The 24,180-nt window shown below is 32.7% G+C and carries 27 protein-coding genes and 1 pseudogene; 7 read left to right on the top strand and 21 right to left on the bottom strand.

The window, feature by feature from the left end; all coding sequences use genetic code 11:
* Positions 1–15: 15 nt before the first annotated feature.
* Positions 16–1,035, bottom strand: a complete 1,020-nt coding sequence (locus SJY34_RS06615; protein WP_400080335.1) for a bifunctional oligoribonuclease/PAP phosphatase NrnA — start codon at positions 1,033–1,035, stop codon at positions 16–18.
* 250 nt (positions 1,036–1,285) lie between these two features.
* Between SJY34_RS06615 and SJY34_RS06610 the strand changes: the two genes are divergently transcribed.
* Positions 1,286–1,705, top strand: a complete 420-nt coding sequence (locus SJY34_RS06610; RefSeq protein ID WP_400080332.1) for a nucleoside-diphosphate kinase — start codon at positions 1,286–1,288, stop codon at positions 1,703–1,705.
* Between the two features lie 71 nt (positions 1,706–1,776).
* Here the strand turns inward: SJY34_RS06610 and SJY34_RS06605 are convergent.
* Both SJY34_RS06605 and SJY34_RS06600 read right to left on the bottom strand, forming a co-directional pair.
* Positions 1,777–2,100: pseudogene (locus tag SJY34_RS06605) on the bottom strand (DUF2200 family protein).
* Positions 2,101–2,303: 203 nt separating this feature from the next.
* Positions 2,304–2,858, bottom strand: a complete 555-nt coding sequence (locus SJY34_RS06600; protein WP_400080330.1) for a thioredoxin family protein — start codon at positions 2,856–2,858, stop codon at positions 2,304–2,306.
* A 125-nt stretch (positions 2,859–2,983) separates the two neighbouring features.
* On the opposite strand from SJY34_RS06600, the gene SJY34_RS06595 reads away from it, so the two are divergent.
* Positions 2,984–3,319: a tRNA-binding protein gene (locus tag SJY34_RS06595; RefSeq protein WP_400080327.1), complete on the top strand. Its 336-nt coding sequence runs from the start codon at positions 2,984–2,986 to the stop codon at positions 3,317–3,319.
* Between the two features lie 100 nt (positions 3,320–3,419).
* On the opposite strand, the gene SJY34_RS06590 is transcribed toward SJY34_RS06595, so the two are convergent.
* The 3 genes from SJY34_RS06590 to SJY34_RS06580 all read right to left on the bottom strand — a co-directional run bounded on the left by SJY34_RS06590 (position 3,420) and on the right by SJY34_RS06580 (position 8,222).
* Positions 3,420–5,927, bottom strand: coding sequence for a M14 metallopeptidase family protein (locus SJY34_RS06590; RefSeq protein ID WP_400080325.1), 2,508 nt, complete (start codon positions 5,925–5,927; stop codon positions 3,420–3,422).
* Between the two features lie 85 nt (positions 5,928–6,012).
* Positions 6,013–6,402, bottom strand: a complete 390-nt coding sequence (locus SJY34_RS06585; protein WP_400080322.1) for a PUR family DNA/RNA-binding protein — start codon at positions 6,400–6,402, stop codon at positions 6,013–6,015.
* A 62-nt stretch (positions 6,403–6,464) separates the two neighbouring features.
* Complete coding sequence (locus tag SJY34_RS06580; protein ID WP_400080319.1) at positions 6,465–8,222, bottom strand: ABC transporter ATP-binding protein; 1,758 nt, start codon at positions 8,220–8,222, stop codon at positions 6,465–6,467.
* Positions 8,223–8,443: 221 nt separating this feature from the next.
* Here SJY34_RS06580 and SJY34_RS06575 point away from each other — a divergent pair, with 221 nt between their 5' ends.
* The 4 genes from SJY34_RS06575 to yajC all read left to right on the top strand — a co-directional run bounded on the left by SJY34_RS06575 (position 8,444) and on the right by yajC (position 11,633).
* Positions 8,444–9,547 carry a Glu/Leu/Phe/Val dehydrogenase gene (locus SJY34_RS06575; RefSeq protein WP_400080317.1) on the top strand — a complete coding sequence of 368 codons (1,104 nt, stop codon included), beginning with the start codon at positions 8,444–8,446 and terminating at the stop codon, positions 9,545–9,547.
* An 88-nt stretch (positions 9,548–9,635) separates the two neighbouring features.
* Positions 9,636–10,580 (top strand): transcription antitermination factor NusB, encoded by a 945-nt coding sequence (gene nusB, locus SJY34_RS06570; RefSeq protein WP_400080314.1) that lies wholly within the window; start codon positions 9,636–9,638, stop codon positions 10,578–10,580.
* A gap of 184 nt (positions 10,581–10,764) precedes the next feature.
* A complete protein-coding gene (locus SJY34_RS06565; RefSeq protein WP_400080312.1) occupies positions 10,765–11,334 on the top strand; it encodes a DUF1573 domain-containing protein in 570 nt (189 codons plus the stop codon).
* Positions 11,335–11,342: 8 nt separating this feature from the next.
* Positions 11,343–11,633: a preprotein translocase subunit YajC gene (gene yajC / locus SJY34_RS06560; RefSeq protein ID WP_400080309.1), complete on the top strand. Its 291-nt coding sequence runs from the start codon at positions 11,343–11,345 to the stop codon at positions 11,631–11,633.
* Between the two features lie 73 nt (positions 11,634–11,706).
* Here the strand turns inward: yajC and SJY34_RS06555 are convergent, their stop codons facing one another.
* The 7 genes from SJY34_RS06555 to SJY34_RS06525 all read right to left on the bottom strand — a co-directional run bounded on the left by SJY34_RS06555 (position 11,707) and on the right by SJY34_RS06525 (position 16,825).
* Positions 11,707–12,300 (bottom strand): YdeI family protein, encoded by a 594-nt coding sequence (locus SJY34_RS06555; protein WP_400080306.1) that lies wholly within the window; start codon positions 12,298–12,300, stop codon positions 11,707–11,709.
* A gap of 125 nt (positions 12,301–12,425) precedes the next feature.
* Entirely contained in the window at positions 12,426–12,983 is a 558-nt protein-coding gene (locus SJY34_RS06550) for a hypothetical protein (RefSeq protein ID WP_400080303.1), read from the bottom strand.
* Between the two features lie 225 nt (positions 12,984–13,208).
* A complete protein-coding gene (locus SJY34_RS06545) occupies positions 13,209–13,841 on the bottom strand; it encodes an intradiol ring-cleavage dioxygenase (protein WP_400080300.1) in 633 nt (210 codons plus the stop codon).
* 181 nt (positions 13,842–14,022) lie between these two features.
* Entirely contained in the window at positions 14,023–14,772 is a 750-nt protein-coding gene (locus SJY34_RS06540) for a DUF6794 domain-containing protein (protein ID WP_400080297.1), read from the bottom strand.
* Between the two features lie 203 nt (positions 14,773–14,975).
* Positions 14,976–15,404 (bottom strand): DUF4268 domain-containing protein, encoded by a 429-nt coding sequence (locus SJY34_RS06535; protein WP_400080294.1) that lies wholly within the window; start codon positions 15,402–15,404, stop codon positions 14,976–14,978.
* Positions 15,405–15,409: 5 nt separating this feature from the next.
* Positions 15,410–16,084 carry a ZIP family metal transporter gene (locus SJY34_RS06530; RefSeq protein ID WP_400080291.1) on the bottom strand — a complete coding sequence of 225 codons (675 nt, stop codon included), beginning with the start codon at positions 16,082–16,084 and terminating at the stop codon, positions 15,410–15,412.
* 9 nt (positions 16,085–16,093) lie between these two features.
* Positions 16,094–16,825 (bottom strand): SAM-dependent methyltransferase, encoded by a 732-nt coding sequence (locus tag SJY34_RS06525; RefSeq protein WP_400080288.1) that lies wholly within the window; start codon positions 16,823–16,825, stop codon positions 16,094–16,096.
* A gap of 55 nt (positions 16,826–16,880) precedes the next feature.
* Here SJY34_RS06525 and SJY34_RS06520 point away from each other — a divergent pair, with 55 nt between their 5' ends.
* Positions 16,881–18,044, top strand: a complete 1,164-nt coding sequence (locus SJY34_RS06520; RefSeq protein ID WP_400080285.1) for a class I SAM-dependent RNA methyltransferase — start codon at positions 16,881–16,883, stop codon at positions 18,042–18,044.
* Here SJY34_RS06520 and SJY34_RS06515 read toward each other — a convergent pair.
* From SJY34_RS06515 to ppk2 (SJY34_RS06480), 8 genes are all read right to left on the bottom strand, one after another.
* On the bottom strand, positions 18,041–18,517 hold the full coding sequence (locus SJY34_RS06515; protein ID WP_400080282.1) for a hypothetical protein: 477 nt from the start codon (positions 18,515–18,517) through the stop codon (positions 18,041–18,043). The two genes, SJY34_RS06520 and SJY34_RS06515, sit on opposite strands and share 4 nt — an antisense overlap.
* A 188-nt stretch (positions 18,518–18,705) precedes the next feature.
* The gene (locus SJY34_RS06510; protein ID WP_400080279.1) at positions 18,706–19,602 is read right to left on the bottom strand and encodes a GIN domain-containing protein; all 897 of its coding nucleotides are present in this window, start codon (positions 19,600–19,602) and stop codon (positions 18,706–18,708) included.
* On the bottom strand, positions 19,599–19,991 hold the full coding sequence (locus SJY34_RS06505; protein WP_400080276.1) for a hypothetical protein: 393 nt from the start codon (positions 19,989–19,991) through the stop codon (positions 19,599–19,601). Before SJY34_RS06505 ends, SJY34_RS06510 begins: the two co-directional genes overlap by 4 nt.
* Positions 19,992–20,001: 10 nt before the next feature.
* Positions 20,002–20,487 (bottom strand): hypothetical protein, encoded by a 486-nt coding sequence (locus SJY34_RS06500; protein ID WP_400080274.1) that lies wholly within the window; start codon positions 20,485–20,487, stop codon positions 20,002–20,004.
* 11 nt (positions 20,488–20,498) lie between these two features.
* Positions 20,499–20,996, bottom strand: coding sequence for a DoxX family protein (locus SJY34_RS06495; RefSeq protein ID WP_400080272.1), 498 nt, complete (start codon positions 20,994–20,996; stop codon positions 20,499–20,501).
* Between the two features lie 99 nt (positions 20,997–21,095).
* Positions 21,096–22,268 carry a helix-turn-helix domain-containing protein gene (locus tag SJY34_RS06490; protein ID WP_400080269.1) on the bottom strand — a complete coding sequence of 391 codons (1,173 nt, stop codon included), beginning with the start codon at positions 22,266–22,268 and terminating at the stop codon, positions 21,096–21,098.
* A gap of 103 nt (positions 22,269–22,371) precedes the next feature.
* Positions 22,372–23,181, bottom strand: coding sequence for a polyphosphate kinase 2 (gene ppk2, locus SJY34_RS06485; RefSeq protein WP_400080266.1), 810 nt, complete (start codon positions 23,179–23,181; stop codon positions 22,372–22,374).
* Between the two features lie 17 nt (positions 23,182–23,198).
* The gene (gene ppk2 / locus SJY34_RS06480) at positions 23,199–24,053 is read right to left on the bottom strand and encodes a polyphosphate kinase 2 (protein ID WP_400080263.1); all 855 of its coding nucleotides are present in this window, start codon (positions 24,051–24,053) and stop codon (positions 23,199–23,201) included.
* Between the last annotated feature and the right edge of the window lie 127 nt (positions 24,054–24,180).

The following is a 24,180-nucleotide window of genomic DNA, read 5'->3' as shown; positions in this document are numbered from 1 at the left end:
ATCCCATGTTTGGGCTTATTGGGACAAATTTTGTTTATAAGTTGGTAATATACTAATAAATTTATCAATGGTCGTTTGCATGCTTTCTTCACTACGTCCTCCCGCTGCATTAGTATGACCACCTCCGTTAAAATGAGCTCTGGAAAATTCATTAACAGAAAAATCACCTTTACTTCGCAGAGATATCTTAATTATTTGATCCTTTTCACTCTCAATAAAGATAGCCGCAAAGATAATATCCTTTAATGATAAGGCATAATTAACAAATCCCTCCGTATCTCCTTTTTTAAAGTTAAATTCGTCCAGCTCGGCCTGAGATAAACTAATATAGGCTGTTCTCAAATCAGGAATTACCTTTAGATTCTGCATAGCTTTGCCCAACAATTGCAAACGACTATAACTATTGGTATCGAATATTTTATTATGAATTTCGGAGTTGTCGGCTCCCTTTTCAATTAAATTACCAATCACCTGATGTGTTCTACTTGTTGTTGCAGGAAAACGAAATGAACCAGTATCTGTCATAATACCAACATACAAACAGGTAGCGATAGTTGCATCAATTCTGTTGATTTCACCAAGCATTTCAATGAAATTGTAAACCATTTCGCAGGTAGAAGACATTCTTACATCAGAATAGGTGTATTTTGCATAATCGTCTGGTTGCTGATGGTGATCTATCATTATTTTGGTCGCATGTGAGGCTCCCATAAGTCGGGCTAAATTATCACCAGCTCTGTGAAGCGCATTAAAATCTAAAGTAAAAATGATTTCTGCGTTTTGAATTAAGACCTTACTGTCTTCTTGTTGATTTTCAAATTTTAAAACCGTATCGTCTCCTGGTAACCATTTTAAGAAATCAGGGTAATCATTCGGTGCAATAACTATTGCGTTGTGATTGTATTTTCTTAGATAATGATATAAACCCAAAGTAGAGCCCATAGCATCTCCGTCGGGATTTTTATGTGGAACTATAACAATATTCTTGGGAGAACTTAATAGTGCCTTTATCTCATTAATTTCTGCTTTAATCATAAGTTGACGAATATACAATTTTTAGATATTTTGAAACGCGGATTTAATATGAAATTAAGAATCTTTGTTATTCTTGCAAAGGCATAAATCTGGATGCTAATTCAAAAGGGGATTCCTACCTTTTCGGGAATGACAAAAAAAGTATAAAAGTGGCGTGTTAATTAATTATTAAGCATTGTTATAAATTATTTGAAGCACTTGATTAATTAAAGAAATACATTACTTTTGCACCTCATTTAAAAATTGATACATGGCAACTAACAGAACATTTACAATGTTAAAGCCAGATGCTGTTGAAAAAGGACACATTGGCGCAATATTAGAAAAAATTACAGCTTCAGGTTTTAGAATCGTAGCGATGAAATTAACGCAAATGACTACTGCTGATGCAAAGGAATTTTACGGTATACATAAAGAACGTCCATTTTTTGGTGAGTTGGTAGAATACATGACTCGTGGACCAATCGTAGCAGCGATCTTAGAAAAAGATAATGCAGTTGAAGATTTTAGAACTTTAATAGGTGCTACTAATCCTGCTGATGCGGCAGAAGGTACTATTCGTAAACTATATGCAGCTTCTATTGGCGAAAACGCTGTACATGGAAGTGATAGCGATGACAATGCTGCTATTGAAGGTGCTTTTCATTTCTCTGGTAGAGAGATGTTTTAGTAAAAAGCATTAAATAATATTAAAAAAGACCATCTGTTAGGATGGTCTTTTTTTATTGTGAATAATTTGGTTTAAGGCTTTCTCAAGATTTTATCCATCTTACGACCTTTAGCCAATTCCTCAACTAACCTATCTAAATATATTACTTGTTTGGTTATAGGGTTTTCAAATTCTTTAATACGATGGCCACAAATAACTCCTTTGATTAAGTTGGCATTTGGATTGAGATTTGCCCTTTAAAAAAGGCCTTAAACGTTACTTTTTCTTCAATGAGCTCTTGTATTTTTTTCACGATAGTCTGTTAACCATTTTACAACTTTGTGCAATTCATCTGTTGTTCTGCCCTTTGTCTCAACTTTTGCAATATAGTGAGGGTAGACTGAAAAGAATTTCATTTCTGCTACGCGCCTATTGTGTTCTGGTGTTGCTTTCTTAATGAAACATTTTTGCCTATTAAAGATCTATAAATTTCTTGCTAGTATATTTTTGGATGTTTCTTCTGCTAGTCTGTTTACTTTCGGTTGGATGGTCCGTATTCCGATAATATAAAACCATAATAACCTTAAAAGAGTGTTATGTTAGACCCTAATCATTTACATTATTTCCATTTAATATTACAACCCATACTTGGTTTCTGATTTGTACTTACAGTTTCATTGTTAACTAGAGCATCCATCGCAGCTCTTAGGTCCTTTCCTGTTACTGGTATGCCGTTTCCCGGTCTAGAGTCGTCCAACTGCCCAGTGTAAACTAATTTTAAATCAGTATCAAACAAAAAGAAATCTGGTGTACATGCCGCATCATAAGCTTTAGCAACATCTTGTGTTTGGTCATATAAATACGGGAAAATATAGTCGTTGTCCTTGGCATTTTGTTTCATTAAATCTGGACCATCTTGTGGATAATTATCAACGTCGTTACTTGAGATGGCGATGCAATTGATACCTTTAGATACGTAGTCTTTAGCGAGTTTTGATAATTGAGAATTTACATGTATTACAAAAGGGCAATGGTTACAAATAAACATTACCAATGTGCCAGAGTTGCCTTTTAAGTCTTGTAAAGATTTAAGTCTGTCATCAACCGTATCTAAGAGTTTAAAATCTGGTGCTTTTGTGCCGAGCGGTAACATGTTAGATTCTGTTCTTGCCATTTTATTTTTTGTTATTTTTATGAACTGTCTATTTGAATGTGGTCAAAATGTATTTTTAAAGTTTAGAATGCAACTAGGTTTCGACTGCGCTCAACTTGACAGCTAAATTTCTTTCAATTTTTAATATGGATAATATAATAACATTCGAGGACTTTACAAAGGTAGATTTAAGAATAGGAACCATTACGGAGGTTAATGATTTTAAGAATGCTCATAAACCTGCGTATCAACTGACCATAGATTTTGGTGATTTAGGAATAAAAAAATCATCTGCTCAAATTACAACACAGTACACAAAAGAAAATTTACTTAATCGCCAAATTGTGGCTGTAGTCAACTTTCCTAAAAAGCAAATTGCTGATTTTATGAGTGAGTGCTTGGTTGTTGGTGCAGTAAAGGAGAATGATGTATTTCTCTTGCACCCTGAGACTAAGGTTAAGAATGGAGTAGTGGTTTCTTGATATTATGTTTAATTGTTGAATCGTTGAACTGGAGTTATGTTTTTTATTTCACCAATCACCAATCACCAATCACCAATCACCAATCACCAATCACCAATCACTATATCTCATCTCGAAAGAAAATAGCATTCATCAACAATTTATTTGTGCCATACCAAAAGGCTCTAAAATTTGTATTGTCTGTAAAAGCTATAATATTTCCTCTACCAGCACCACCAATTTTTAAAGGCACCGTACTACTTATACTATCTAAGTTTTTTTCAGAAATATATCCGCTTAATAATGGATTCTTAGTGTACTGAATTGGATTGTTGTAACTGTTTTTATCTGCATTAATAAACAATGTTGTATTTCTAAAGAGTGCTAACTTATCATTTTTATAGCCGAAATTAATTGGATGAGAACGGTCTAATTGGGTTTCAAAAATGGCACCACCAATAACTTGAGCTCCTCTAAAATCACCGCGTTCTTCGAAACTAATATTTTTAGCAGTCAACTTATTTTTCTTAAAATCAATTTTCATTAATTCTTTAGAATTGAGGTAACGCAATGCATTTCTATACGCTACCAAAGTGCCACCATCTTGTATCCAAGTTTTTAATTTTTTAGTATCGCTTCCATTGAGACCAGATGATGAGTTTACCATAATTATCGTATTGTAACGACTTAAATCTGCTCTTCTGAAATTTTTAGTATCTAGCTTTGTGGCAATAATATCATAACGAGTATCAAACAAATGCCATATTTCGCCGGCATCGTAAGAGGTCATACCATCACCAACTAAAATCGCAATTTTTGGTAATTCTAAGGCTCTGAAATTTCGACTTCCCAAGTCGATACCATCATTTAAACCTGTGGCAACAGCATCAATTTTTATATAACTCTCTTGTGCAAGATCGTTTAGGAAGATATAAATCTGTGACGTTGTCATATCCTGATTTTTTGCAGGAATCATTATGGTACCATAATCATAAGACTTTCCGTTAGCCTTAAATTTTTTTAGACTTACTTTAGCTCTCAATCCTTTCTTTAAAATGGCATTCAATAGTTTTGGTGAATAGTATTCGTTCCATTCAAATAAATAGGCATACTCACTTTTTGCATTGACTCCACCTTTAAGATGTTGTAAATCGGTAACCTGTTCACCAGCATTTGTAGTTGATGTCGTTGAATAATCTAGGTTAAATGCCAATGGAAATGTCCAAGCTGATACATCGTAAAACAAACTATCTTGAAACGTAGTTCGTTTTTCGAACATGGCATTTATTAGCCTAGTATTCTTCTGATTTTTAGGAACAATGTAACTATAGCCTTTTTTGTAATTTTTTCCGTTTAGAGAGAAGTCAGATTTAATATCGTGAAATTTTATTCTATGTCGTTTTAAAATTTCAGCTAAATGATACGTTTTTGCAGCATCTTTTTCGTCACCAAACACAATGGCTTTATTTCCTTCTCTAGTAGCTTCATTTCGTGCATTCTTATAAAAGTTATACTGGTAATCTAAAATTTCTTCTCGCATATTAACAGCGGCATCAAGTGTAGATAACGCTGCTGTAAATTGATTTCTTATGGTAAACGGAAACGTAAGAAGACCGTTGTCACTTTCTTGAATATGACCACGAGAACTCGCTTGCTCAAACAAGATACCAATACTTCCATTGATATCTGGAAACGTAGAACCTTTTCCGTAATAAAAATCATCAAAACTTTCTTCCGAATAATATAATGAACCTATTTTATCAAAAGCTTTGGCATGATAGTTAGCAATGCCTTTGGTTAACTCTTGGTTTAATTTTGGCGTAAGAGGATGTGTGCGAGACGGAATTCCTGGTTGAAAAAAGAAGCTAGAATTGGTTCCCATTTCATGATGATCAGTTAATATATTTGGTAACCAATTATGAAAGGTTTCAATACGTGCTCTAGATTCTGGCAATTGTACAGGCAACCAATCTCTATTCATATCAAACCAATAATGATTGGTACGTCCACCAGGCCAAACTTCGCTATATTCTCTATCATTAGGATCTGGATTAAGATTAATGTTTTTATTGGTATTTGCCCAATAAGCAAAACGTTGCAGACCATCTGGATTTAATGAAGGGTCGAACAGAATCACAGTATGTTTTAATAAATCATCAATTTCTGAACCTTCTGCAGCAGCTAAATAATAAGCCATTACTAAAGCAGCATTAGATCCACTTGGCTCATTACCATGAATTGAAAATCCTTGATAAACTACAATTGGTCTATCTGCAGAATTGGCTGTATTGGATTCCGTAGCATCAATATGTTCAGCTTGAATAGTCTCTAAATTTTGATGATTTTCAGGAGATGTTATAGTTAATAACAGTAAAGGCCTATCCTCAAAGGTTTTACCACGATTTTCAATAGAGATACGATCTGAAGCTAATGCTAAGGCTTTCATGTATTCCGCAAGTTTATCGTGAGTAATATGCCAATCTCCTACATTATGGCCTATAACACTTTGTGGTGTTGGAATACTTGGATTATAATCTACATTTTGAGGTAAATAATAAGATAAATTGGTTTGTGATTGTGAGAATAGGGTTGTGGTTGCTAAAAAAAGTAAAAGCGCAATACGTTGCATATATTTAGAAGTTGGTTAGGTATTAAAAATAAAAAAACCGTTACAAAGCGTAACGGTTTTTGCTATAATTTAACAAAAGTTAATTTTATATATCATCAAAACTAACATCAGTAAAATCTTCTGTGCCTTTTGTATCTTCTGGTGTTTTAGCTTCTTGAGCTACGAAATTGTCTTCGCGCTTGTAATCTTTTTGGTGGCGATCACTAATCACTTCTTCACCTTTTTCGTTAATGATGTAATCCGTCATTTCTGCTAAAATTTCTCTAAACTCATTAAAATCTTCTTTGTAAAGGTAGATTTTATGCTTTTTATAGTGAAAAGAACCATCATCATTAGTAAACTTTTTACTTTCTGTAATGGTTAAATAATAATCTTCAGCTTTAGTGGCTCTAACATCAAAAAAATAGGTTCTTCTTCCAGCGCGTAATACTTTCGAATATATTTCTTCTTTGTCCATCATTCCATAATCACTCATAACTCAATTTTTTTTTAAATTTCAATCCAAAAATCTAAAAAAAAAATAAGGTAACCAACAAATTAGTAGTTTTCTTTTTCTGAGAGTTGTTTGGTATATAATTCCTTGTAGTAGCCATCAGTATTGACAAGACTTTCATGACTTCCTCTCTGAATTATTTTACCATCTTCTAGAACAATAATTTTATCCGCATTTTTAGCAGATGACACTCTATGGCTTACAATTACTGTGGTTTTGCCTTTAGTAAGCTTTACAAGGTTTTTAAGAATTTTTTCTTCAGTTTCGGTATCTACAGCAGATAAACAGTCATCAAACAACAAGATGTCTGGCTTTTTAATAATTGCTCTTGCAATAGATACTCGTTGTTTTTGTCCACCAGATAATGTAATACCACGTTCTCCTAAAATGGTGTCGTAGCCTTTATTAAAACCGATGATGTTTTTATGGACTCTTGCGTTTTTTGCAGCTTCAATCACTTCTTCGTCACTAGCATCTTCCTTTCCGAATTTAATGTTATTACCTATAGTATCGGAAAATAAGAAAGCGTCTTGTGGTACATAGCCAATACTTTCTCTTAGACTTGAAAGGTTTAAGTCTGAAATAATTGTATTATCCACTAAAATAGAACCATTATCAATGTCATATAAGCGACCAATGAGATCTAAAATGGTTGATTTTCCTGAGCCGGTTTTTCCTAAAATTGCTAGTGTTTCACCAGATTTTAAAGTAAAACTGACCTCTTTTAATGCCTCAATGTTAGTATCAGGATAGACGAAGGATACATTTTTGAATTCAATATCTCCTTTTATAGGTGTAAGCGATTCGGCTGTATTTTTTATATCTGGTTCGGTCTTTAAGAACTCATTGATACGTTCTTGAGATGCTTCCGCTTGTTGCACTAAAGATGTAACCCAACCCACTGTTGCAACTGGCCAAGTCAACATATTTACATAAATTATAAATTCGGCAATCGTACCGATTTTTTCAATTTCTCCATTCATATATTGCGTTCCACCAATATATATTACAATAAGATTACTAATGCCTATCAATAAAATCATTAACGGAAAAAATAAGGCTTGTACTTTAGTAAGATTGATTTGTTTTTGTCGGTTTTCGGCTGAAAGTCCTTCAAATTCCATATTGGTTCTAGGTTCAATACCGTAAGATTTTATCACTGAAATACCGCTAAATGTTTCTTGAGAATATGTAGAAAGGGTAGATAGTGATTGCTGTACAATGGTACTTCGCTTATTAATAAGTCGACTCAATTTGTATATAGCAACCGATAGAATAGGAAGTGGTAATAAAGTATATAAGGTTAATTTAGGAGCTGTACTCGTCATATAAATTATGGCTACAGTAAATAAAGTGATTGTATTTATAGTGTACATTAACGCTGGACCAACATACATTCGTACTTTACCAACATCTTCGCTAATACGGTTCATTAAATCTCCTGTTCTGTTGGATTTATAAAAATTTAATGACAGTACTTGGTAGTGTTGGTAGATTTCGTTCTTTAGATCATATTCAATATAACGCGATACATTGATAATAGTTTGGCGCATTAAAAAAGTGAACAAACCAGCAACAACGGCTGCACCAATTAAATAAAGAATATTAATCATTAATTCACTTCTAAAAACTTCTTCCGTAATCTTGCCATCCAAACGGTCAGAAACGACATTAATTGATGCACCAACTAGTCTAGGAGTAAAGAGTGCAAATATCTTAGCAACAATAGTTATGATAACACCAATTATTAAGCGATATCTGTATTTGTAAAAGTATTTATTAAGATGTTTTAATGCTTTCATGTGTTTGTATATATTGCTTCATTAAGGACACATGCTGTTCGCTATTAATCATTACTTTGGGTAATAAAATGTTGAACATGCTCGTTTCATGTTGTATTTGGTAGGTCAAAAGTATTACGATAATCGTATTTTATAGTTAATATTTTGCTAATCCTCTATTAATAATTTATTTTTGCACGCTGTTTTTAGATTATCTTCAAACACCCTAAAATCTAACATGCATGACTTCGGAAATTATTAATTCAAAAGACCTAAAAAAAATGGATCCTGTTTTTGGACAACATTCTTTTGACGATCATGAGCAAATTGTTTTTTGCAATGACAAAGATACTGGTTTAAAAGCTATAATTGGTATTCACAATACAGTTTTAGGTCCTGCTTTAGGTGGTACCAGAATGTGGAATTATGCAAACGAATGGGAAGCATTAAATGACGTATTGCGTTTGTCTCGTGGTATGACTTTTAAGTCAGCAATCACAGGATTAAATCTTGGTGGAGGTAAGGCCGTAATTATTGGCGATTCCAAAACTCAAAAAACACCAGAATTAATGAGACGTTTTGGTGAGTTTGTACATTCCTTAAGCGGACGCTATATCACAGCAGAAGATGTTGGTATGACTACGGGAGATATGGACACAGTTAGAGAGGTTACGCCTTATGTTACTGGCATTTCTGAAAATAAAGGTGGAGCTGGTAATCCTTCTCCAATCACAGCTTATGGTGTATTTATGGGAATGAAAGCTGCTGCAAAGTTTCAGTTTGGTTCAGATATCCTAGAAGATAAAAACGTGTTTGTACAAGGTATCGGAAATGTGGGTGAAGCATTGGTTGAACACTTAGTTGATGAAGGTGCCAAAGTAACCATAGATGATATTAGCCAAGAGCGTTTAGAAGCAGTAAAATCTAAGTATGATGTCACTATATATAGTGGTAATGATATTTATAGTGAGAATATGGATATTTATGCTCCATGTGCTTTAGGAGCCACTGTTAATGATAATACGATCTACAAATTAAATGCTAAGATTATTGCAGGAGCAGCAAACAATCAACTAGCAGAAGAAAATAGACATGGTAAAATATTGCAGGAAAGAGGTATTGTTTACGCGCCAGACTTTTTAATTAACGCTGGTGGAATTATCAATGTGTACGCAGAGCTTGAGGACTATGATAGACAAGAAATAATGCGTAAAACAGAAAATATTTATAATACTACTCTCGAAATTTTAGACAATGCAAAGTTGAATGATATTACTGCGCACATAGCGGCATTAAATATTGCCAAAGAACGCATTGAAACGCGTAAAAGAGAAAATTCTAAATAATTTTTTTAGGATATAAATAATAGTATTTTTGCAAGGTGAGTTTAGGCTCACCTTTTTTAATAACAGATAATTAAAGTAGTTCTTACACATGCTAAACCGAAGACACATCAGAATAAAAGTAATGCAATCTATGTATGCTTTTAAAGGCACAGAAAGTGATGACCTTTCAAAGGATGAAAAGTTTTTATTACACAGTTTAGATAGCATGTACGATTTGTACTTATTAATTTTAGCTTTGCTCACAGAACTTCACAAAAAGAGCAAGAACTATAACGAAAAATTACAGAAGAAGCTCGTAAAATCTGATTCAGATAAAAACCCAAATACAAAGTTTCAAGAGAACCAGCTTTTACAACTTATTAGCAGTAATAGGATGCTACAAGAGCATATTACCAAGCATAAGCTAAATTATTGGGATTTAGATTTTGAATATGTAGATATTATTTTCAAAGAAATTTTAAATAGTGATTTATATGAAACATATAGTGGTGATCCTGAAAGTTCATTTAAGAAGGATAAAAGTTTTATCATAGATCTTTACACTACTATTATTGCACCAAATGAAAAGTTATACGATTACTTTGAGGATAAGAAACTGACTTGGATAGATGATCTTCCTGTTGTAAATACTGCACTTTTAAAGGTTTTAAGAAAATTAAAATTAGCATCTCCAGAAACTATTTTATTACCAGATTTATACAAAGATGAAGAGGATAGAGAATTTGCTAAAGACTTATTTAAAAAGACCTTACTAAATAGTTCTAAATTTTCTGACGAAATCTCAGCGAAAACAACAAATTGGGACAGTGAGCGTTTGGCTAGCCTAGATGGAGTGTTGTTAAAAATGGCACTTTGTGAGTTCCAAAAGTTCCCATCAATTCCTTATAAAGTAACTATAAATGAGTATTTAGAAGTCGCTAAAGAATATTCTACACCAAAAAGTAGCAAGTTTATCAATGGTATATTAGATAAGATCGTTAAAGAGTATCAATCTAAAAATATTCATCAAAAATCTGGAAGGGGTTTGATGTAATTTTGGCTTTTTTAAGTCCATATCTCTTGCAATTCTATTTATTATTAGTTAAAGTGTAAACATTTTGAAAGTTATTTCGTACGAATATATGTTAACAACACTATAAAAATTTTAATTGATTAAAATAATTACTAACTTCGCGAACTGAATAAATTTTGTAAAAAATTAATAAAAAAATAAAGTAATGAAAAAAGTAATTTTAGGACTTAGTGCATTATGTATGGTAGCTTTTACGTCTTGTAAAGAAGATGCTGCTAGTAAAATTAAATCTGAAAATGTGGCTATTGCTGCAGATAGAGATGCTAACGCTGGTGATTTTCCGGTTATTGCATTTGACAAAACAGAACACGATTTTGGTACCATCGCTAACGGTACTCCAGTTGAAACAACATTTACATATACAAATACTGGTAACTCAATGTTAGTAGTAAGTAATATAAAGAGTACTTGTGGATGTACAGTACCATCTAATTGGACAAAAGAAGTTGCACCAGGTCAAAAAGGTGAATTTGCAGTAAAGTTTAATGGTAAAGGCAACGGAAACAAAGTTTCTAAATCTATTACTATGACTACTAATACTGAAAAGGGTACAGAAATTGTAAAGATTTCTGCTTTTGTTGAGAAGGATCCTAATGCACCAGCTAAAGCTGCTGTTCCTACTCAAAATGCTGGTTCTGCAACAATTAATCCTTTATCAACTGCTACTCAAAAGACTTCTACACAACCAGGTCACGAAGGGCATAACCATAACTAATATTTTTAATGGAAGGTATAGGATCATTTTTACCATTTATAGCCATATTCGCAGTGATGTATTTCTTTATGATTGCACCACAAATGAAACGTGCTAAACAAGAAAAGAAGTTTGCTGCTGAGTTAAAGCGTGGCGATCGTGTAATTACTAAAAGTGGTATGCACGGAAAGGTTTCAGAATTAAATGATAAAGATAACAGTTGTGTTATTGAAACATCAGCAGGGAAAATTAAGTTTGACCGTTCTGCAATCTCAATGGAAATGAGTAGAAAATTAAATGCACCAGCTGTTGTAAAATAAGCTGATTGTTATACAATAAACAAAAAGACTGTTCATTAATTTGAGCGGTCTTTTTTTATGGGTTACACCAAAATCATTTATACTTATCATTTAGGCCACTTCCTTTTAAAATCATAGGAGTAATTTTATCTAGTCGTCTTTGTTTGGTGTCTTCGCGTTTAGCTTCTGTAATGTATTCGCAGTATTCGCGTTGGCAAGATGGTGTCAATATTTTAAAAGCACTTTTTAGTTCTGTATTACTATTTAGAGCGGCTTTTAATTCATCTGGTATTATAACTGGTTTTGTTTTACGCGTAGGTTTTATTTCTTTACCTAAACGTTGATTTTCTATGGCTTCTTTTACATAAGCTAAAACGGCAACTTTATTAATATCAGCTTTAGTTTCAAAACGCATTTGTCGTAATGCTTTTGTTTTATTTTCCTGAGCATTAATAAGTAAATTATGTTGATCTTTTAGAAATACACCATTATGAAACCACAAACAAAAATGGTGTTTAAAAGCACCAATACCTAGAACATTTTTACCATTAAGACAATAGGTTGGCATACTCCATTTTACGGTTTCTTCTAATTCAGTAGAATTTAGAATATCTCGTAAAATAGTTAGCTCATCGTTGTAGTGTTGGTTAATTTCTATGTATTCTTCTACGGAGTATACTTTTTTCATGTGTCTACTAACTATAATTGCTGCGAACTATTTTCGAATAGTTTAACATCTAAATTTAGTAAATAAAATGGAATCGAAACTAAGCAACGACCAAAGCAATTAATTATACACGTTGCGTAACGTTTTTATTTCTTTTTAAGGTCAAACCCTAAATTTATTTGTAACATAATTGGCCAAATATTTCCATTGCCATTTGTGTCAAAATAGTATTGAGGCCCAACGTCAAATAACAAATGAAAATTCTTTCCATATTTTCTTTGAATTCCCCAAGTTGGTCCGATTGCAAAATCAATGTCGGAAGTCCGATTTACATTTTCAACTAATGAATTGCCACGTGTTATAAATCTTAATGACATAAAATTTCCAGAATTATTTTTCGTATTTCGATTTTTCCCGTTTCTTTTAGTTAGGTTATAAAACCATTTTTGTTGAAAATCAGCGAATGGGCTAATTATATAAATAAATCCACTTCCTCCAAAAGTCAAATCAGGATATCCACCTCCATAACCAATTCCGAGACCCGAAGAAAAAGTCGAAAATTGTCCTGTCGGAATTTCCAATTCAACCGCAGGATTTAAAAAATTCAAACGCCATATTTTTTCAGTTCTTATGTCTTGATTGTTTTGAGCGTAGTTTAGCGTTGTTAAAAGTCCGAATAATAGAAATAGTAAACTTTTTTTCATTTGAGATGATTTTTTGATACTAAATTATTGTAGGAATCTATCAAGAATTATACCGTTTCCGTAAATGTTACGCCATGTTTTTGTATATGGTTTCTTATGTGTTTTAACTACCTCATTTAGCAAATATAAACTCAATCTGTCGGCAGGCAGGTAGAAAGACCGCGAGGACTTTTGTAAGTAGGCTACATCTAGCAATGACTTATACGCATTGCTGTGGAAAGTTTTTTATTCATAATCTGGTATGTTTAGACCTAAAATCAGATTTCTGTGCGCTGTCCAAATTCCATTTTCCTTTTCAAGTTTAACAATTCCAGAGCCACCTCTATTTTTATGAGATTGTTTTTTTTCTGCCGTAAGCTTTGGGTCACTTTCAAAAAAATAACTATCGATGTAATACGGAATAGTATTAGGTTCTTTTACATAAATGTGAATATGCTCAGGTTCTTGAACTTCGGGATATGGTGCTGGTCTGAAAGTGTAAAAGGTAAACTTTCCATCTTTGCCAGTTTTTAACCATTCACGATATTGTCCATGAGTTTTTTCCCAGCCAATTGGTTTGTTACTTGGCTGATAAAGGCCATTTCTGTCTGTTTGATAAATGTAAAGTAAAATATTTTCGGCTGGTGTTTTTCCGTCTTTCAGGAATACAGTTCCTGTTATTTTAATTTTAGGCTCGTTTTTTTCAAAACTTGGCAAAGTATCAGTCGCTTTTGGTAAGGGATTCAATAGTTTAAAATCCAAAAGAGCCTCACAATCTTGACAAGGTCCACCGACATTTTTTTCTGCATTAGAGTTCGATTGTCCTTTGCACGAAGAAATAAATAAAGTCAATAATAATATTCCTAAATGTTTTCTCATTTTTGATGTTTTTTCAAATGTTGCACAAGGGTCTAGTGCAAGATTTCGTTGCGTGTTTAAGTATTAAAGTTAGTAAATAAATCGCAGACCTGTCTGTTGGCAGGCAGTTAGAAAGTGCGCGAGGACTTTCGTAAGTAGGCTATAACTAGTAATGAATTATACATATTGTTGCCTACAGTTATTATTCCACTATTTCCCATAAATTATATGAAGTCCATCGAGTTTCTCCTTTTTTCATAATCTCAATTTTATCCTCCTCAATCTTTTTATATTCTCCATCTACTTTGTCCCAAACATCATATTCAAGAACAATAATTCCTTTTCTGTCGCAACTCTTTATTAGTTTAATTTTTAGTTCAAATTTTTCTTTATTCAGGTCATTTACTTTTCCTGTAGCCAAACACTTATCGTCCATATATTTTTTTTCTTGGCGTTTCGATACGAAATTATAGTCATATAGAAATTCAACAATGTCTCCAATTTTAAATTCACTAAACTCTTCTTTTTTTCGTTCGTTTTCTTTCCGTTCAGATTCGGCCCAATAATCTTTGTAATATTTAATTTGCTTTTCTAATTCGATAGGCTTTTCGTTCAGTTTTCGGTGTAACGACGTCAAAATTATACTTGACATATCGTCTGGATGATGAATTCCTAAATCTCTGAAAAATTTTGAAATTGCAGATGTACCAGCCCAAAGTTTCCAATTATTCCGTAAGGACATTCCTGTTCCAAAATGTAATTCTGAAGTCGCACTTTGTTCTTCTTTGTTTTTAAATCCAATTAAGTCTTCTTCTGACCACTTACATTCAAAAAAGGAAACCGCGTCATTTAGGTCAGTCGGAATGTATTTTTCGACGTACTTTTCACAGTCATTTTGACTTATTAGAAAAGTCGGGAAAACAAGAAATAAAACAATAGTTATTCTATTCATAGTTTGGTAGTTTATTCAAAACTACATTCCTTTTTTAATAGTAAAAATTCATAATGAGTGAACTGTTCATTTCAATTAGGGAACTGTTCTTCTCATTGCCAGCGAATGGTACATTATCTCAGGTATATACTAAGGTTTCACCAAGAAGTAAATTAAAGATTAAAAGTCTATTAGATAGCTTATAGAAAATTCAATAAAATCACTTAACTTTTAATTATATCCCGATATTCTTCAAAAAAGACTTCAAATAAAATCATTTTTTTATTAAAAAATTCCATAACCTCGCGCCATGAATTTTTGTTATGAATGGACACTTTTTGTTCTAAAGGTAAGTATATACGAGAAATCTCTTTACCGTTTTCTAAGTAGTATTCCTCTTTATAAATAACTTCTGGTAAGTATTCAGTTTGTAGAATGTTTTTAAGAGCCATTAGCTTTTCCCAGCAGTTAATGCGGTTTTCTAAATCGCCCTCTAAGTCTAGAGCGATTAAAGCTGATTTAGTATCGAAGTGAAACTTAAAAGCAACACCTTTTATTTTGGTGTCGTATAAGAGCCATTTTCTTGGAAATGATTTTCCGAAGCTGGTCCAAAACTCTTGTCGCAGTTGTCGACTTTCTTCTTTGCTAAACATTTATTTTAAATAAAATAAGCAATCAAAATACCCAAACAAATCGCAATTAACTTTGATAAATTGAATTTATGACCTTCACCAGTTTCAAACAGAATTGTTGTAGAAATATGTAAAAATATACCAATAACGATAGCATTTACAACATCTACGTAGTCTGCGGCAAAAGGCATTGTATTCGATGTTAATGTTCCTAATGGTGTCATTGCTCCAAAGACAATCAAGAAACTCACAATCTGTAATTTTGAGAATTTAGATTGTAACAAAAAGGCTGTGATAAGAGCTGCAATAGGGATTTTATGAATTAGCACACCATAAACCATATCGTTATGCTCGTGAATAGGAAACCCTTCTAAAAAACTATGAATACAAAGGCTTGTAAATAATAACCAAGGAAATTGTGTGTCTTCTTTATGAATGTGTACATGGCCATGCTCAGCACCTTTAGAGAAAAACTCTAAAATGATTTGGAGTAGTATTCCACACATAATGAATAACCCAGTTTGCTTTGCTTCTAAATGCTCATATACTTCTGGCAATAAATCAAATAGCGTTAGCGCCAATAAAAAAGCTCCACTAAAAGAGAGTAATAATTTAGTGCCTATAGATTTTTGCTTTTTGGTTAAAATCGCAATAGCAACACCAATGATTATGGCTACAATAGGAAGTAAGTACTTATTCATGCATACAAATTACTTAAATATCATAATCAAACGTTCTGATGTTTTTGAATGGTATTGATGTAATTTATAATCACCAAATACATCTAACAAATAGACTCCAGCGTCTTCAAATAATGTTTTAAAATCTTCTAAAGTAAACGCCTTTACACGTTCCTGAAATTCGTAATGTTGGCCATCAGCCTCAAAGCTAATATCTTTTATAATATAACCATCTTTGACGCTACGTTTTTGATGAAAGTCAATCCCTTCAACCGTTTTTACATTTTCTTCCACTAAATTTTCAATAATGTAATTGACATTCATAAAGTCAATGACACCAAAACCAAATTCATTCAATTCAGCTTTTATTGATTTTATAGTCTCAAGGTTACAGTTTTCATCTTCAAAATACCCAAAGCTTGTAAACAGATTAAAAACAGCATCAAATGTTTCAGGATAGGGCTTACTCATATCATGCACATCGAACTTTAGAGTTTCATTTTCAAATTGCTTGGCATGTGCAATGCTTTGTTCAGATAAATCAACACCAGTGACATTATAACCAAGAGTATTAAGATAAACAGAATGGCGACCTTTACCACAGGCTAAATCTAAGATTTCACCACCTTCAGGTAGGTTAAGGTAATTGGTGAGATTATCCATAAACCCTTGGGCTTCTGAGTAATCTCTATGTTTGTATAAAATATGATAATATGGTGTGTCAAACCAAGACGCATACCATTGTTTTGTTGATTTAGTCATAATCTTAAATGTCCTGCAAAAATAGTGTAAATTTGCAATCTCTCAGACGTAATGTATGGACAATAATTTCAAGATGGTTGCCAAAACTTTATTTGGCTTCGAAGATATTTTAGCAAAAGAACTTACACAACTCGGAGCTATGGAGGTAGAAAAGGGTGTCCGTAATGTGAGTTTTGTTGGTGATAAGGGCTTTATGTACAAAGCTAATCTTGGTATACGAACTGCTATTAAAATTCTTAAACCAATTAAATCTTTTAGAGTTTCTAGAGAAGAGGATTTGTATAAGAATGTTAAAAACATGAAATGGGAAAATCATCTCAAAGCTACAGGTTCTCTAGCTGTTGATGCCACTGTACATAATAGTATTTTTACACATTCTCAGTACACAGCTTTAAAAACTAAAGATGCGATTGTAGATCGTTTTAGAGAAAACGGTGGTACACGACCAGATGTGGATTTACGTTTCCCTGATTTAAAAATTAATGTGCATATAGATCGTCAACGCTGTACCATTTCTTTAGACACCTCTGGTGAATCCTTGCATAGACGTGGTTATAAAACAGCGACTAATATTGCACCAATTAACGAAGTACTTGCTGCCGGACTCATAATGATGAGCGGTTGGGATGGACAAACGGATTTTATGGACCCGATGTGTGGTAGTGGCACGATGTTAGCTGAAGCTGCTATGATAGCGTGTAATATTCCACCAAATTTGATGCGTAAGGAATTTGCTTTTGAACGCTGGGAGGATTGGGATGTAGATTTGTTTGAAAAGATTGAAGAATCCTTGTTAAAGAAAACGCGCGATTTTCATCATAAAATATTAGGTTATGATAAGTCACCTTCTGCTGTTGCCAAGGCTAAAGAGAATATTAAGAATGCGCATTTAGATGAATTTATTCATATACAGCACGAGGATTTCTTTAAAACCCAAAAAGCAGGAACAGATAAATTACATATGGTTTTTAATCCGCCTTATGGTGAACGATTAGAGAATCTAAATGTGGAAGAATTCTATGGTAATATTGGAACTACACTAAAACATGGTTATCCTAATACCAATGCTTGGCTAATAACGTCTAATCTTGAAGCTTTAAAATTTGTAGGTCTTCGTCCTTCGCGCAAAATAAAAGTCTTTAACGCAAAGCTCGAAGCGCGTTTAGTGAAGTATGAAATGTATGAAGGAAGTCGCAAGGCTAAGAAGCAGAATAACTAACGCTCTAATTCTTCTAGTTGCAAATTATAATCGTATTGTAAATCTTCATGCAATACACTAATCTTTTTCTTAATAGAAAGTATTTGTCTTTGGTATAAGTTACTTAATGTTACATTTCTATGTATAGAAGGCCTTAATTCATTTAAACGTTCACAGAAATAGAGAAGAAGTTCTACTTCTGTAGTTTTCTTTAATGAGTAACGACTGTAAACTCTAATTTGTCTTAGAATCTTTCTTATCGTTTTTTTCATGTAGAAGTAACTATCTGAGTTAATGCCTTCAAATAATTCGTCTAAAGTCGTTTTTACGCTAGCTATGTAACCATCCTCATCATGGGATTCGAATAACAAGTAGGTAAGTAGTGCTTTATTTTCTTTTTTGAATTTCCCTAAGCGTAAGCATAATTCTAATAGCTCTTCTTGTGACAAGTGCTTTAGTTCTTTTTTTATAGTGACTATGGATTCAATCTTCATGGTATAAATTTAGAGCTAAAAAAAGAGAAGACAAAAATGCCTTCTCTAAATAATGTCATATATTACTATGACTAGTTTTTTTACCTTCATTAAATTAGTGATTTCGGATATAAATCTGAAATTGACTCTGGTGTAATCAGATTCCAAAATTTTGATAATGAAGTCATAATCATAAAGTTGAGATTTTTCTAAAATAGGTTCACGGTTTTATTCTCGTTTTCTTTCTTTATAGTGATTAATAGTTTTCTGAATCCTAGACTATTTACTTTATAGATTTTAGTGCCGACGGTCCAGTTTTCTTTTCTTGTTGTATTTGGCATCATCGGAAAGCCATAGCCAAATTTCGAACCATCTGGCTTAGGACCTACAACTTCAAAATGATTGCGATTGCTTGAATTGTTTTTAATCTTGAAACTAATATAAACCGCCTCAGGATTTTTTACTTTATCAGTATCGTTTAATCCATAAATACGACCACCTTTTTTTGTTTTTGTTTTCATTTTTTTTGGCTTGTTTACATAGATTAGTTTCCCATCATTTGAAACATCTGCCCAAAGTAAATCTGTAACATTAACTTTGATTTTTCCCCAATGCCAAAGATTTATATAAGCGTTTTCGGCAATTATTTTTGAAGCGTCAATGGTTGCTAGTTCAGAACCTATTCTTAATTCTTTAGTTTTTCCTTCGATGATAATATTACCAATAGGTGCATTAACTCTAAGTTCATCGTTATCCACGTTAATGATTTTTGTTGTGTCGTGTGTGCCAGATTCTACACGTTTTAAATTAGGAACGCCAATATATATTATGGCATTTTGTGATGGTGAGATCCATTCTTTTTGATTGAGATGTAATACACCATCTACAACTTCTGTATCAATTAAATCAAATAAATTACTATCTGTTGTGATTTGCATACCTGCTTTAGCAGATTGATCAATGGTGACTTTTGCATAGAAGTTTATTTTTATATGTTCTACGCTATCAACATTAAAGCTGCGAGTTTCAATGGTTTTATTACCTTTTATTTGAGCTATCGCTGTCATTCCAACTAGCAATATCAATAGTGTGATTTTAGTTTTCATAATTTATTTTTTGTAATCTTTTCTTCAGGATTATTAAATACAGCTTCATAGATTATGGTTTCAGGTTTGTACTCAAAAAGTAGCCTACGATTATCTGAATCTTTTAATTCGTAGTCGCTATTTTGATTTACAAATTTAAATTCAACTAGGTTGGCTGTTGTTTCTTGACTAAATGTACCTTCGTATATATCATCATTATTCTCATCAGTTAATGGTGCAGTTTCTTCCCAAGGATTATCAGTAAAATTTCCTCTAACACCAACATGAGATGGGTTTTCAACTGAAGTCATATCCACTTTAAATGTGACTGTTTTTAGATGCTTTTTTTGCACACAGCTTGTTAATAGTATTACAATAATTAACAGGTGTAATTGTTTTATGATTCTCATAATTATAGTATTAAAGTTTAGTGAATTCGTACGTGTTTCTTATAAAGCGCTCTTCTGAGTTTTTAAACTGTACTTCTTTGGTAACTTTATATGTTGTCTCTGAAAATTGATGCGTCATATACATGGTTGCTTTTTTTCCAGCATCTCTACCTTTGTAGGTGGTCACTAAAGTCCTTATTCCATTCTCAAAAGTGTTACTTAGTATTTTTTCGTTGCCATAGTATGTGCCGTTCTTTTTAAGTTTAACGGAAGATTTATTATTCTTATTAGGCTCATAAGTGTATTGTACATTCGATATGATTTTATCACCTTCAATTTTAATTTGAAGTGTAGTTTCAATGGTTCTTGGTTCTCCAGATTGGTAATCCTTATAGGTGAGTTTTCCTTCCCAACTTGTATTATTAAGGATTTCTAAATCTGAAATTTTTAATGTACTCTGCGAATGTGCAGTTAATACTAGAAGAAAAATGCAAAATGTGTTTAGTAGTGTTTTCATAATGATTGTTTTTAATATTTAAATTTTTTACTAATAATATAATCGATTCCGAATCGGCCAGAACCTAGAAATAAGTTGTAAAGCGCAACCCAGAGAAATCCTATTGCTGGTAGCATGGACCATAAGCCTTGATTCCATTTTTGCATAAAAATGGCGACTAACATGGTGCACATAATTAAGAAGGAGGCTACACGAGTTTTTAAGCCTAGCAATAGAAATAGTCCTCCTACAGCTTCACTAAATGCTCCCATCCAAGCAAAGAATATTGGTGCTATAGCGAAAATACCTCCATATGCAGCTACATCTTCAGGAAACCATGCGGCTACTTCGAACAAATTTAAATTCTGGCTGTCTGCTGTCCATGGCATTCCGAATTTATCGGCTCCAAACATGGCAGTTAGCCATAAGCCACATAATAATCTTGGAATTGCGAATACTAAATCTATGAACCAATGCTTTTGAAGAATTGGTGTAATTAAAAATTTTAAGATTGATTTTAAACGTGTCATAACAAATAGTTTTATTGTTGCTGACACAAATTTCTGATATAAGTCTCAGATGGGCGACTTATTGAGTACTAGAGCGACCCAAATACGATTTGAGACGTCTTAATTTAATTGGGATTTTAAATATTCGGTAGGAGAGTGGCTTGTAAGCTTTTTGAAAACACGATTAAAAGTCGCTTTACTATTAAATCCACATTCTTGAGCAATGCCAAGCAAGGAAAGTTTTTTATGTTTATCTGCTTTTAGCATAGCTTTAAAGGCTTCAACACGGTAGGTATTTACGAAGTCATTAAAATTCTTATTGAAAGCCGTATTTATTATCTCAGAAAGTTGTCCACGAGACATATTCGCTATTTTGGCTAGATCAGATAAGTTCAGTTCTGGATTGAGATAAGCCTTGTCTATTTCCATTAAGTTTTTTACAACTTCAATATCAGAATCTGAAATTGATTTTTGTTCAAAATTATTTGTTTCTTCAGGTATACCAATAGCTTTTGGAGTAAATGTAAAGTCTAGCTTGTTTAGTTTAGTGGTGTCTGTGAAATAGCCTTTTACACCAACATAGAGTGTAACTAATGCCATAAAAAGGTTAAGCCACCAACGTTGTTGGTAACCAAGATCCATAAAACGAGAACCTATTATATCTTGTATTGTACTATATAAAAAAGAAAGACTAAAAAGTATGAGGAAACTTAAGATCCAGTTCAGTTCTAATTTATAAGTATTAGAAAAGTATTGAATTATTTTTTTTCTATAGCTATAAAACAATTGAAAGGTAAATGCCAGATATATTAACATAAAAGGAGTTTCTATATAACTCATTATAGATTGCACATAGGCTTCATCTAAATCAATTTTTAGAATCCCGTTTTGGGTGTCGTTAAAGCCAGGTTGTAAGGCATCATAAGTATATATACTAAAATGGTATATAATAACCGCAAAAGCTAATGCAAAGTGCCACCAATACGCTTTTTTAAACTTAAAATTAGACGTTGTTATAGATTTTACATAAAGATAAATAAGAGGTGCTAAGGCTATACCAATATTAATGAGAAAGTAATTGATTTTTGTAGTTCTAAACGTATCGTACCAACCCATAAAGCCCACTGTATAGCAGGTTTGAGAATAACAAGTTAGTAATAAGATTAATCCTAAAAATAGATCTGAGAGATTTCGTTTTTTAAAATACCGAGTCAGTAAAAGGAATACAAATATGAGTCCTTGTAATACGAGAATTAAAAGAGGTAAACTCCAACGATTAAAATCTGGAAACATGAATTTTAGATTTAAAACCTAAATGTAATAGAATTATTACGGATTTTGAAAGCCGATAGGTCTCATTTCATATAAAACCAATAGTAATGGTATAAATGTTACTTCATTCATTCAAAATTTTGCGCATTGATTTATGACGGATAGTATCCAAGTCCTTAACTTCATAAGGAATGCTTTTTAGGATATATTCAAAAGCTGTAATTCTTGCGCTTGTTTTTCTATTCGCTTTAATAATTTTCCAAGGTGCGTTAACCTGAGTTTCCTCAAACATGGTTTCTTTATATGCTGTGTAATCATCCCAAAGGGATAGCGCACGCTTATCAACTTCACTGTATTTCCATTTTTTTATTGGAGAACTCACAATATCTTTAAAACGACGTTCTTGCTCTTTCTTTGTAATGGAGAAATAAAGTTTCAGTAAATGAATACCAGAGTCTTGTATCATTTTTTCAAATGCATTAACATGACTCATAAAGATGTCGTATTCCTTCTTAGTGCAAAATCCATTAACGGGTTCTACCACAGCTCTATTGTACCAACTTCTGTCAAAAAATACAATCTCGCCATTATTTGGTAAACGATTAATATAACGCTGAAAATACCATTGGCCTATTTCCGTTTCATTAGGCTTTGGTAAGGCAACAACTCTAATGGCTCTTGGTGGTAAATGCTGAATGATACGCCTTATGGCACCACCTTTTCCGGCAGCGTCACGGCCTTCAAAAAGAATGACTACTTTTTTGTTATACTTTGCAACCCATTGCTGAAGAATAAGCATTTCTACTTGCAGTTTTTCGAGTCGTTTTTCGTACTTAACGTTATTAATGGTTTTATTGATGTTCAGGTTTTTTTGACGCAATAAAGCCTCTAAACCTTTTTTTGTATTTATAAGAGATAAGTTTTTTTCTGTCATGGTAAAAAGGGATTTTATTATTGGTCTAATTGAACGGTATTTCTAAAATAGCGTTGCACAATGTTTGGATCTGGCAAAAGTGCTTTGCAATTACTCCCTTTATTATCATAATCAAAAAGACTTAAAACGTACTTAATACTTTCTAGACGTGCACGTTTTTTATCATTAGACTTTATAACTACCCACGGACTAAAAGAGTTGTGCGTTCTAGAAAACATTTGATTTTTGTAAACCGTAAAATCATCCCAGAGTTCTTGTCCTTTTTCATCAACAGGACTGAATTTCCACTTTTTTAGCGGATTGTTCAGGCGTTTTTCAAAACGACGTTGTTGCTCTTCCTTAGAAACAGAAAACCAAAACTTAATAATTTTTGTATCAGACTCAAATAGCATATTCTCAAATTCTGGAACCTGAATTATAAAACGGTTATACTGTTCTTTGGTACAGAATCCCATTACAGGTTCTACAACCGCTCTGTTATACCAGCTCCGATCAAAAAACACAATTTCTCCGGCATCTGGCAATTCTTTTATATACCGATTAAAATACCATTGTCTTTTTTCAATTTCAGTGGGTTTGTTTAAGGCTACTATGCGTCTAGCTCTTGGATTTAGATGTTCTACAAAACGTTTTATACAGCCTCCTTTACCTGAAGCGTCTCTGCCCTCAAAAATGATTGCTATTTTTTTATTTTCTTTTTGCACCCAACGTTGAAAATCGACGAGCTCCGCCTGTAAGGGAAGTAATTCTTGCTCGTAGGCATATTTGTCTAATGCAGATTGAAATGTTGGATTATCAACCTTGTTTTTTTCAAGATAATTTACCAAATCTGCCTTTCGCTTGAAGGTACTTAGAATGTCTTGTGTTAGCATATAGTTTGGATTAGTCGTTGCTTCTCAAAGCTAAAGATATTTCAAAACATAGCTTATGACAAATGTCATACATAAAAAAGACCTTCACTTAAGTTTAAGGAAGGTCTTTCTTTTGATTTTAAATAAG

The sequence above is a fragment of the Winogradskyella sp. R77965 genome, assembly GCF_044594915.1.
Taxonomy (GTDB): Bacteria; Bacteroidota; Bacteroidia; order Flavobacteriales; family Flavobacteriaceae; genus Winogradskyella.
This window is presented reverse-complemented; position numbering and strand designations above follow the sequence as displayed.

Bases quoted from the DNA above. Each gene is read 5' to 3' on its own strand.
- SJY34_RS06615 (WP_400080335.1), bottom strand. From the start codon at position 1,035: ATGATTAAAGCAGAAATTAATGAGATAAAGGCACTATTAAGTTCTCCC.
- SJY34_RS06610 (WP_400080332.1), top strand. From the start codon at position 1,286: ATGGCAACTAACAGAACATTTACAATGTTAAAGCCAGATGCTGTTGAA.
- SJY34_RS06600 (WP_400080330.1), bottom strand. From the start codon at position 2,858: ATGGCAAGAACAGAATCTAACATGTTACCGCTCGGCACAAAAGCACCA.
- SJY34_RS06595 (WP_400080327.1), top strand. From the start codon at position 2,984: ATGGATAATATAATAACATTCGAGGACTTTACAAAGGTAGATTTAAGA.
- SJY34_RS06590 (WP_400080325.1), bottom strand. From the start codon at position 5,927: ATGCAACGTATTGCGCTTTTACTTTTTTTAGCAACCACAACCCTATTC.
- SJY34_RS06585 (WP_400080322.1), bottom strand. From the start codon at position 6,402: ATGAGTGATTATGGAATGATGGACAAAGAAGAAATATATTCGAAAGTA.
- SJY34_RS06580 (WP_400080319.1), bottom strand. From the start codon at position 8,222: ATGAAAGCATTAAAACATCTTAATAAATACTTTTACAAATACAGATAT.
- SJY34_RS06575 (WP_400080317.1), top strand. From the start codon at position 8,444: ATGACTTCGGAAATTATTAATTCAAAAGACCTAAAAAAAATGGATCCT.
- nusB (WP_400080314.1), top strand. From the start codon at position 9,636: ATGCTAAACCGAAGACACATCAGAATAAAAGTAATGCAATCTATGTAT.
- SJY34_RS06565 (WP_400080312.1), top strand. From the start codon at position 10,765: ATGAAAAAAGTAATTTTAGGACTTAGTGCATTATGTATGGTAGCTTTT.
- yajC (WP_400080309.1), top strand. From the start codon at position 11,343: ATGGAAGGTATAGGATCATTTTTACCATTTATAGCCATATTCGCAGTG.
- SJY34_RS06555 (WP_400080306.1), bottom strand. From the start codon at position 12,300: ATGAAAAAAGTATACTCCGTAGAAGAATACATAGAAATTAACCAACAC.
- SJY34_RS06550 (WP_400080303.1), bottom strand. From the start codon at position 12,983: ATGAAAAAAAGTTTACTATTTCTATTATTCGGACTTTTAACAACGCTA.
- SJY34_RS06545 (WP_400080300.1), bottom strand. From the start codon at position 13,841: ATGAGAAAACATTTAGGAATATTATTATTGACTTTATTTATTTCTTCG.
- SJY34_RS06540 (WP_400080297.1), bottom strand. From the start codon at position 14,772: ATGAATAGAATAACTATTGTTTTATTTCTTGTTTTCCCGACTTTTCTA.
- SJY34_RS06535 (WP_400080294.1), bottom strand. From the start codon at position 15,404: ATGTTTAGCAAAGAAGAAAGTCGACAACTGCGACAAGAGTTTTGGACC.
- SJY34_RS06530 (WP_400080291.1), bottom strand. From the start codon at position 16,084: ATGAATAAGTACTTACTTCCTATTGTAGCCATAATCATTGGTGTTGCT.
- SJY34_RS06525 (WP_400080288.1), bottom strand. From the start codon at position 16,825: ATGACTAAATCAACAAAACAATGGTATGCGTCTTGGTTTGACACACCA.
- SJY34_RS06520 (WP_400080285.1), top strand. From the start codon at position 16,881: ATGGACAATAATTTCAAGATGGTTGCCAAAACTTTATTTGGCTTCGAA.
- SJY34_RS06515 (WP_400080282.1), bottom strand. From the start codon at position 18,517: ATGAAGATTGAATCCATAGTCACTATAAAAAAAGAACTAAAGCACTTG.
- SJY34_RS06510 (WP_400080279.1), bottom strand. From the start codon at position 19,602: ATGAAAACTAAAATCACACTATTGATATTGCTAGTTGGAATGACAGCG.
- SJY34_RS06505 (WP_400080276.1), bottom strand. From the start codon at position 19,991: ATGAGAATCATAAAACAATTACACCTGTTAATTATTGTAATACTATTA.
- SJY34_RS06500 (WP_400080274.1), bottom strand. From the start codon at position 20,487: ATGAAAACACTACTAAACACATTTTGCATTTTTCTTCTAGTATTAACT.
- SJY34_RS06495 (WP_400080272.1), bottom strand. From the start codon at position 20,996: ATGACACGTTTAAAATCAATCTTAAAATTTTTAATTACACCAATTCTT.
- SJY34_RS06490 (WP_400080269.1), bottom strand. From the start codon at position 22,268: ATGTTTCCAGATTTTAATCGTTGGAGTTTACCTCTTTTAATTCTCGTA.
- ppk2 (WP_400080266.1), bottom strand. From the start codon at position 23,181: ATGACAGAAAAAAACTTATCTCTTATAAATACAAAAAAAGGTTTAGAG.
- ppk2 (WP_400080263.1), bottom strand. From the start codon at position 24,053: ATGCTAACACAAGACATTCTAAGTACCTTCAAGCGAAAGGCAGATTTG.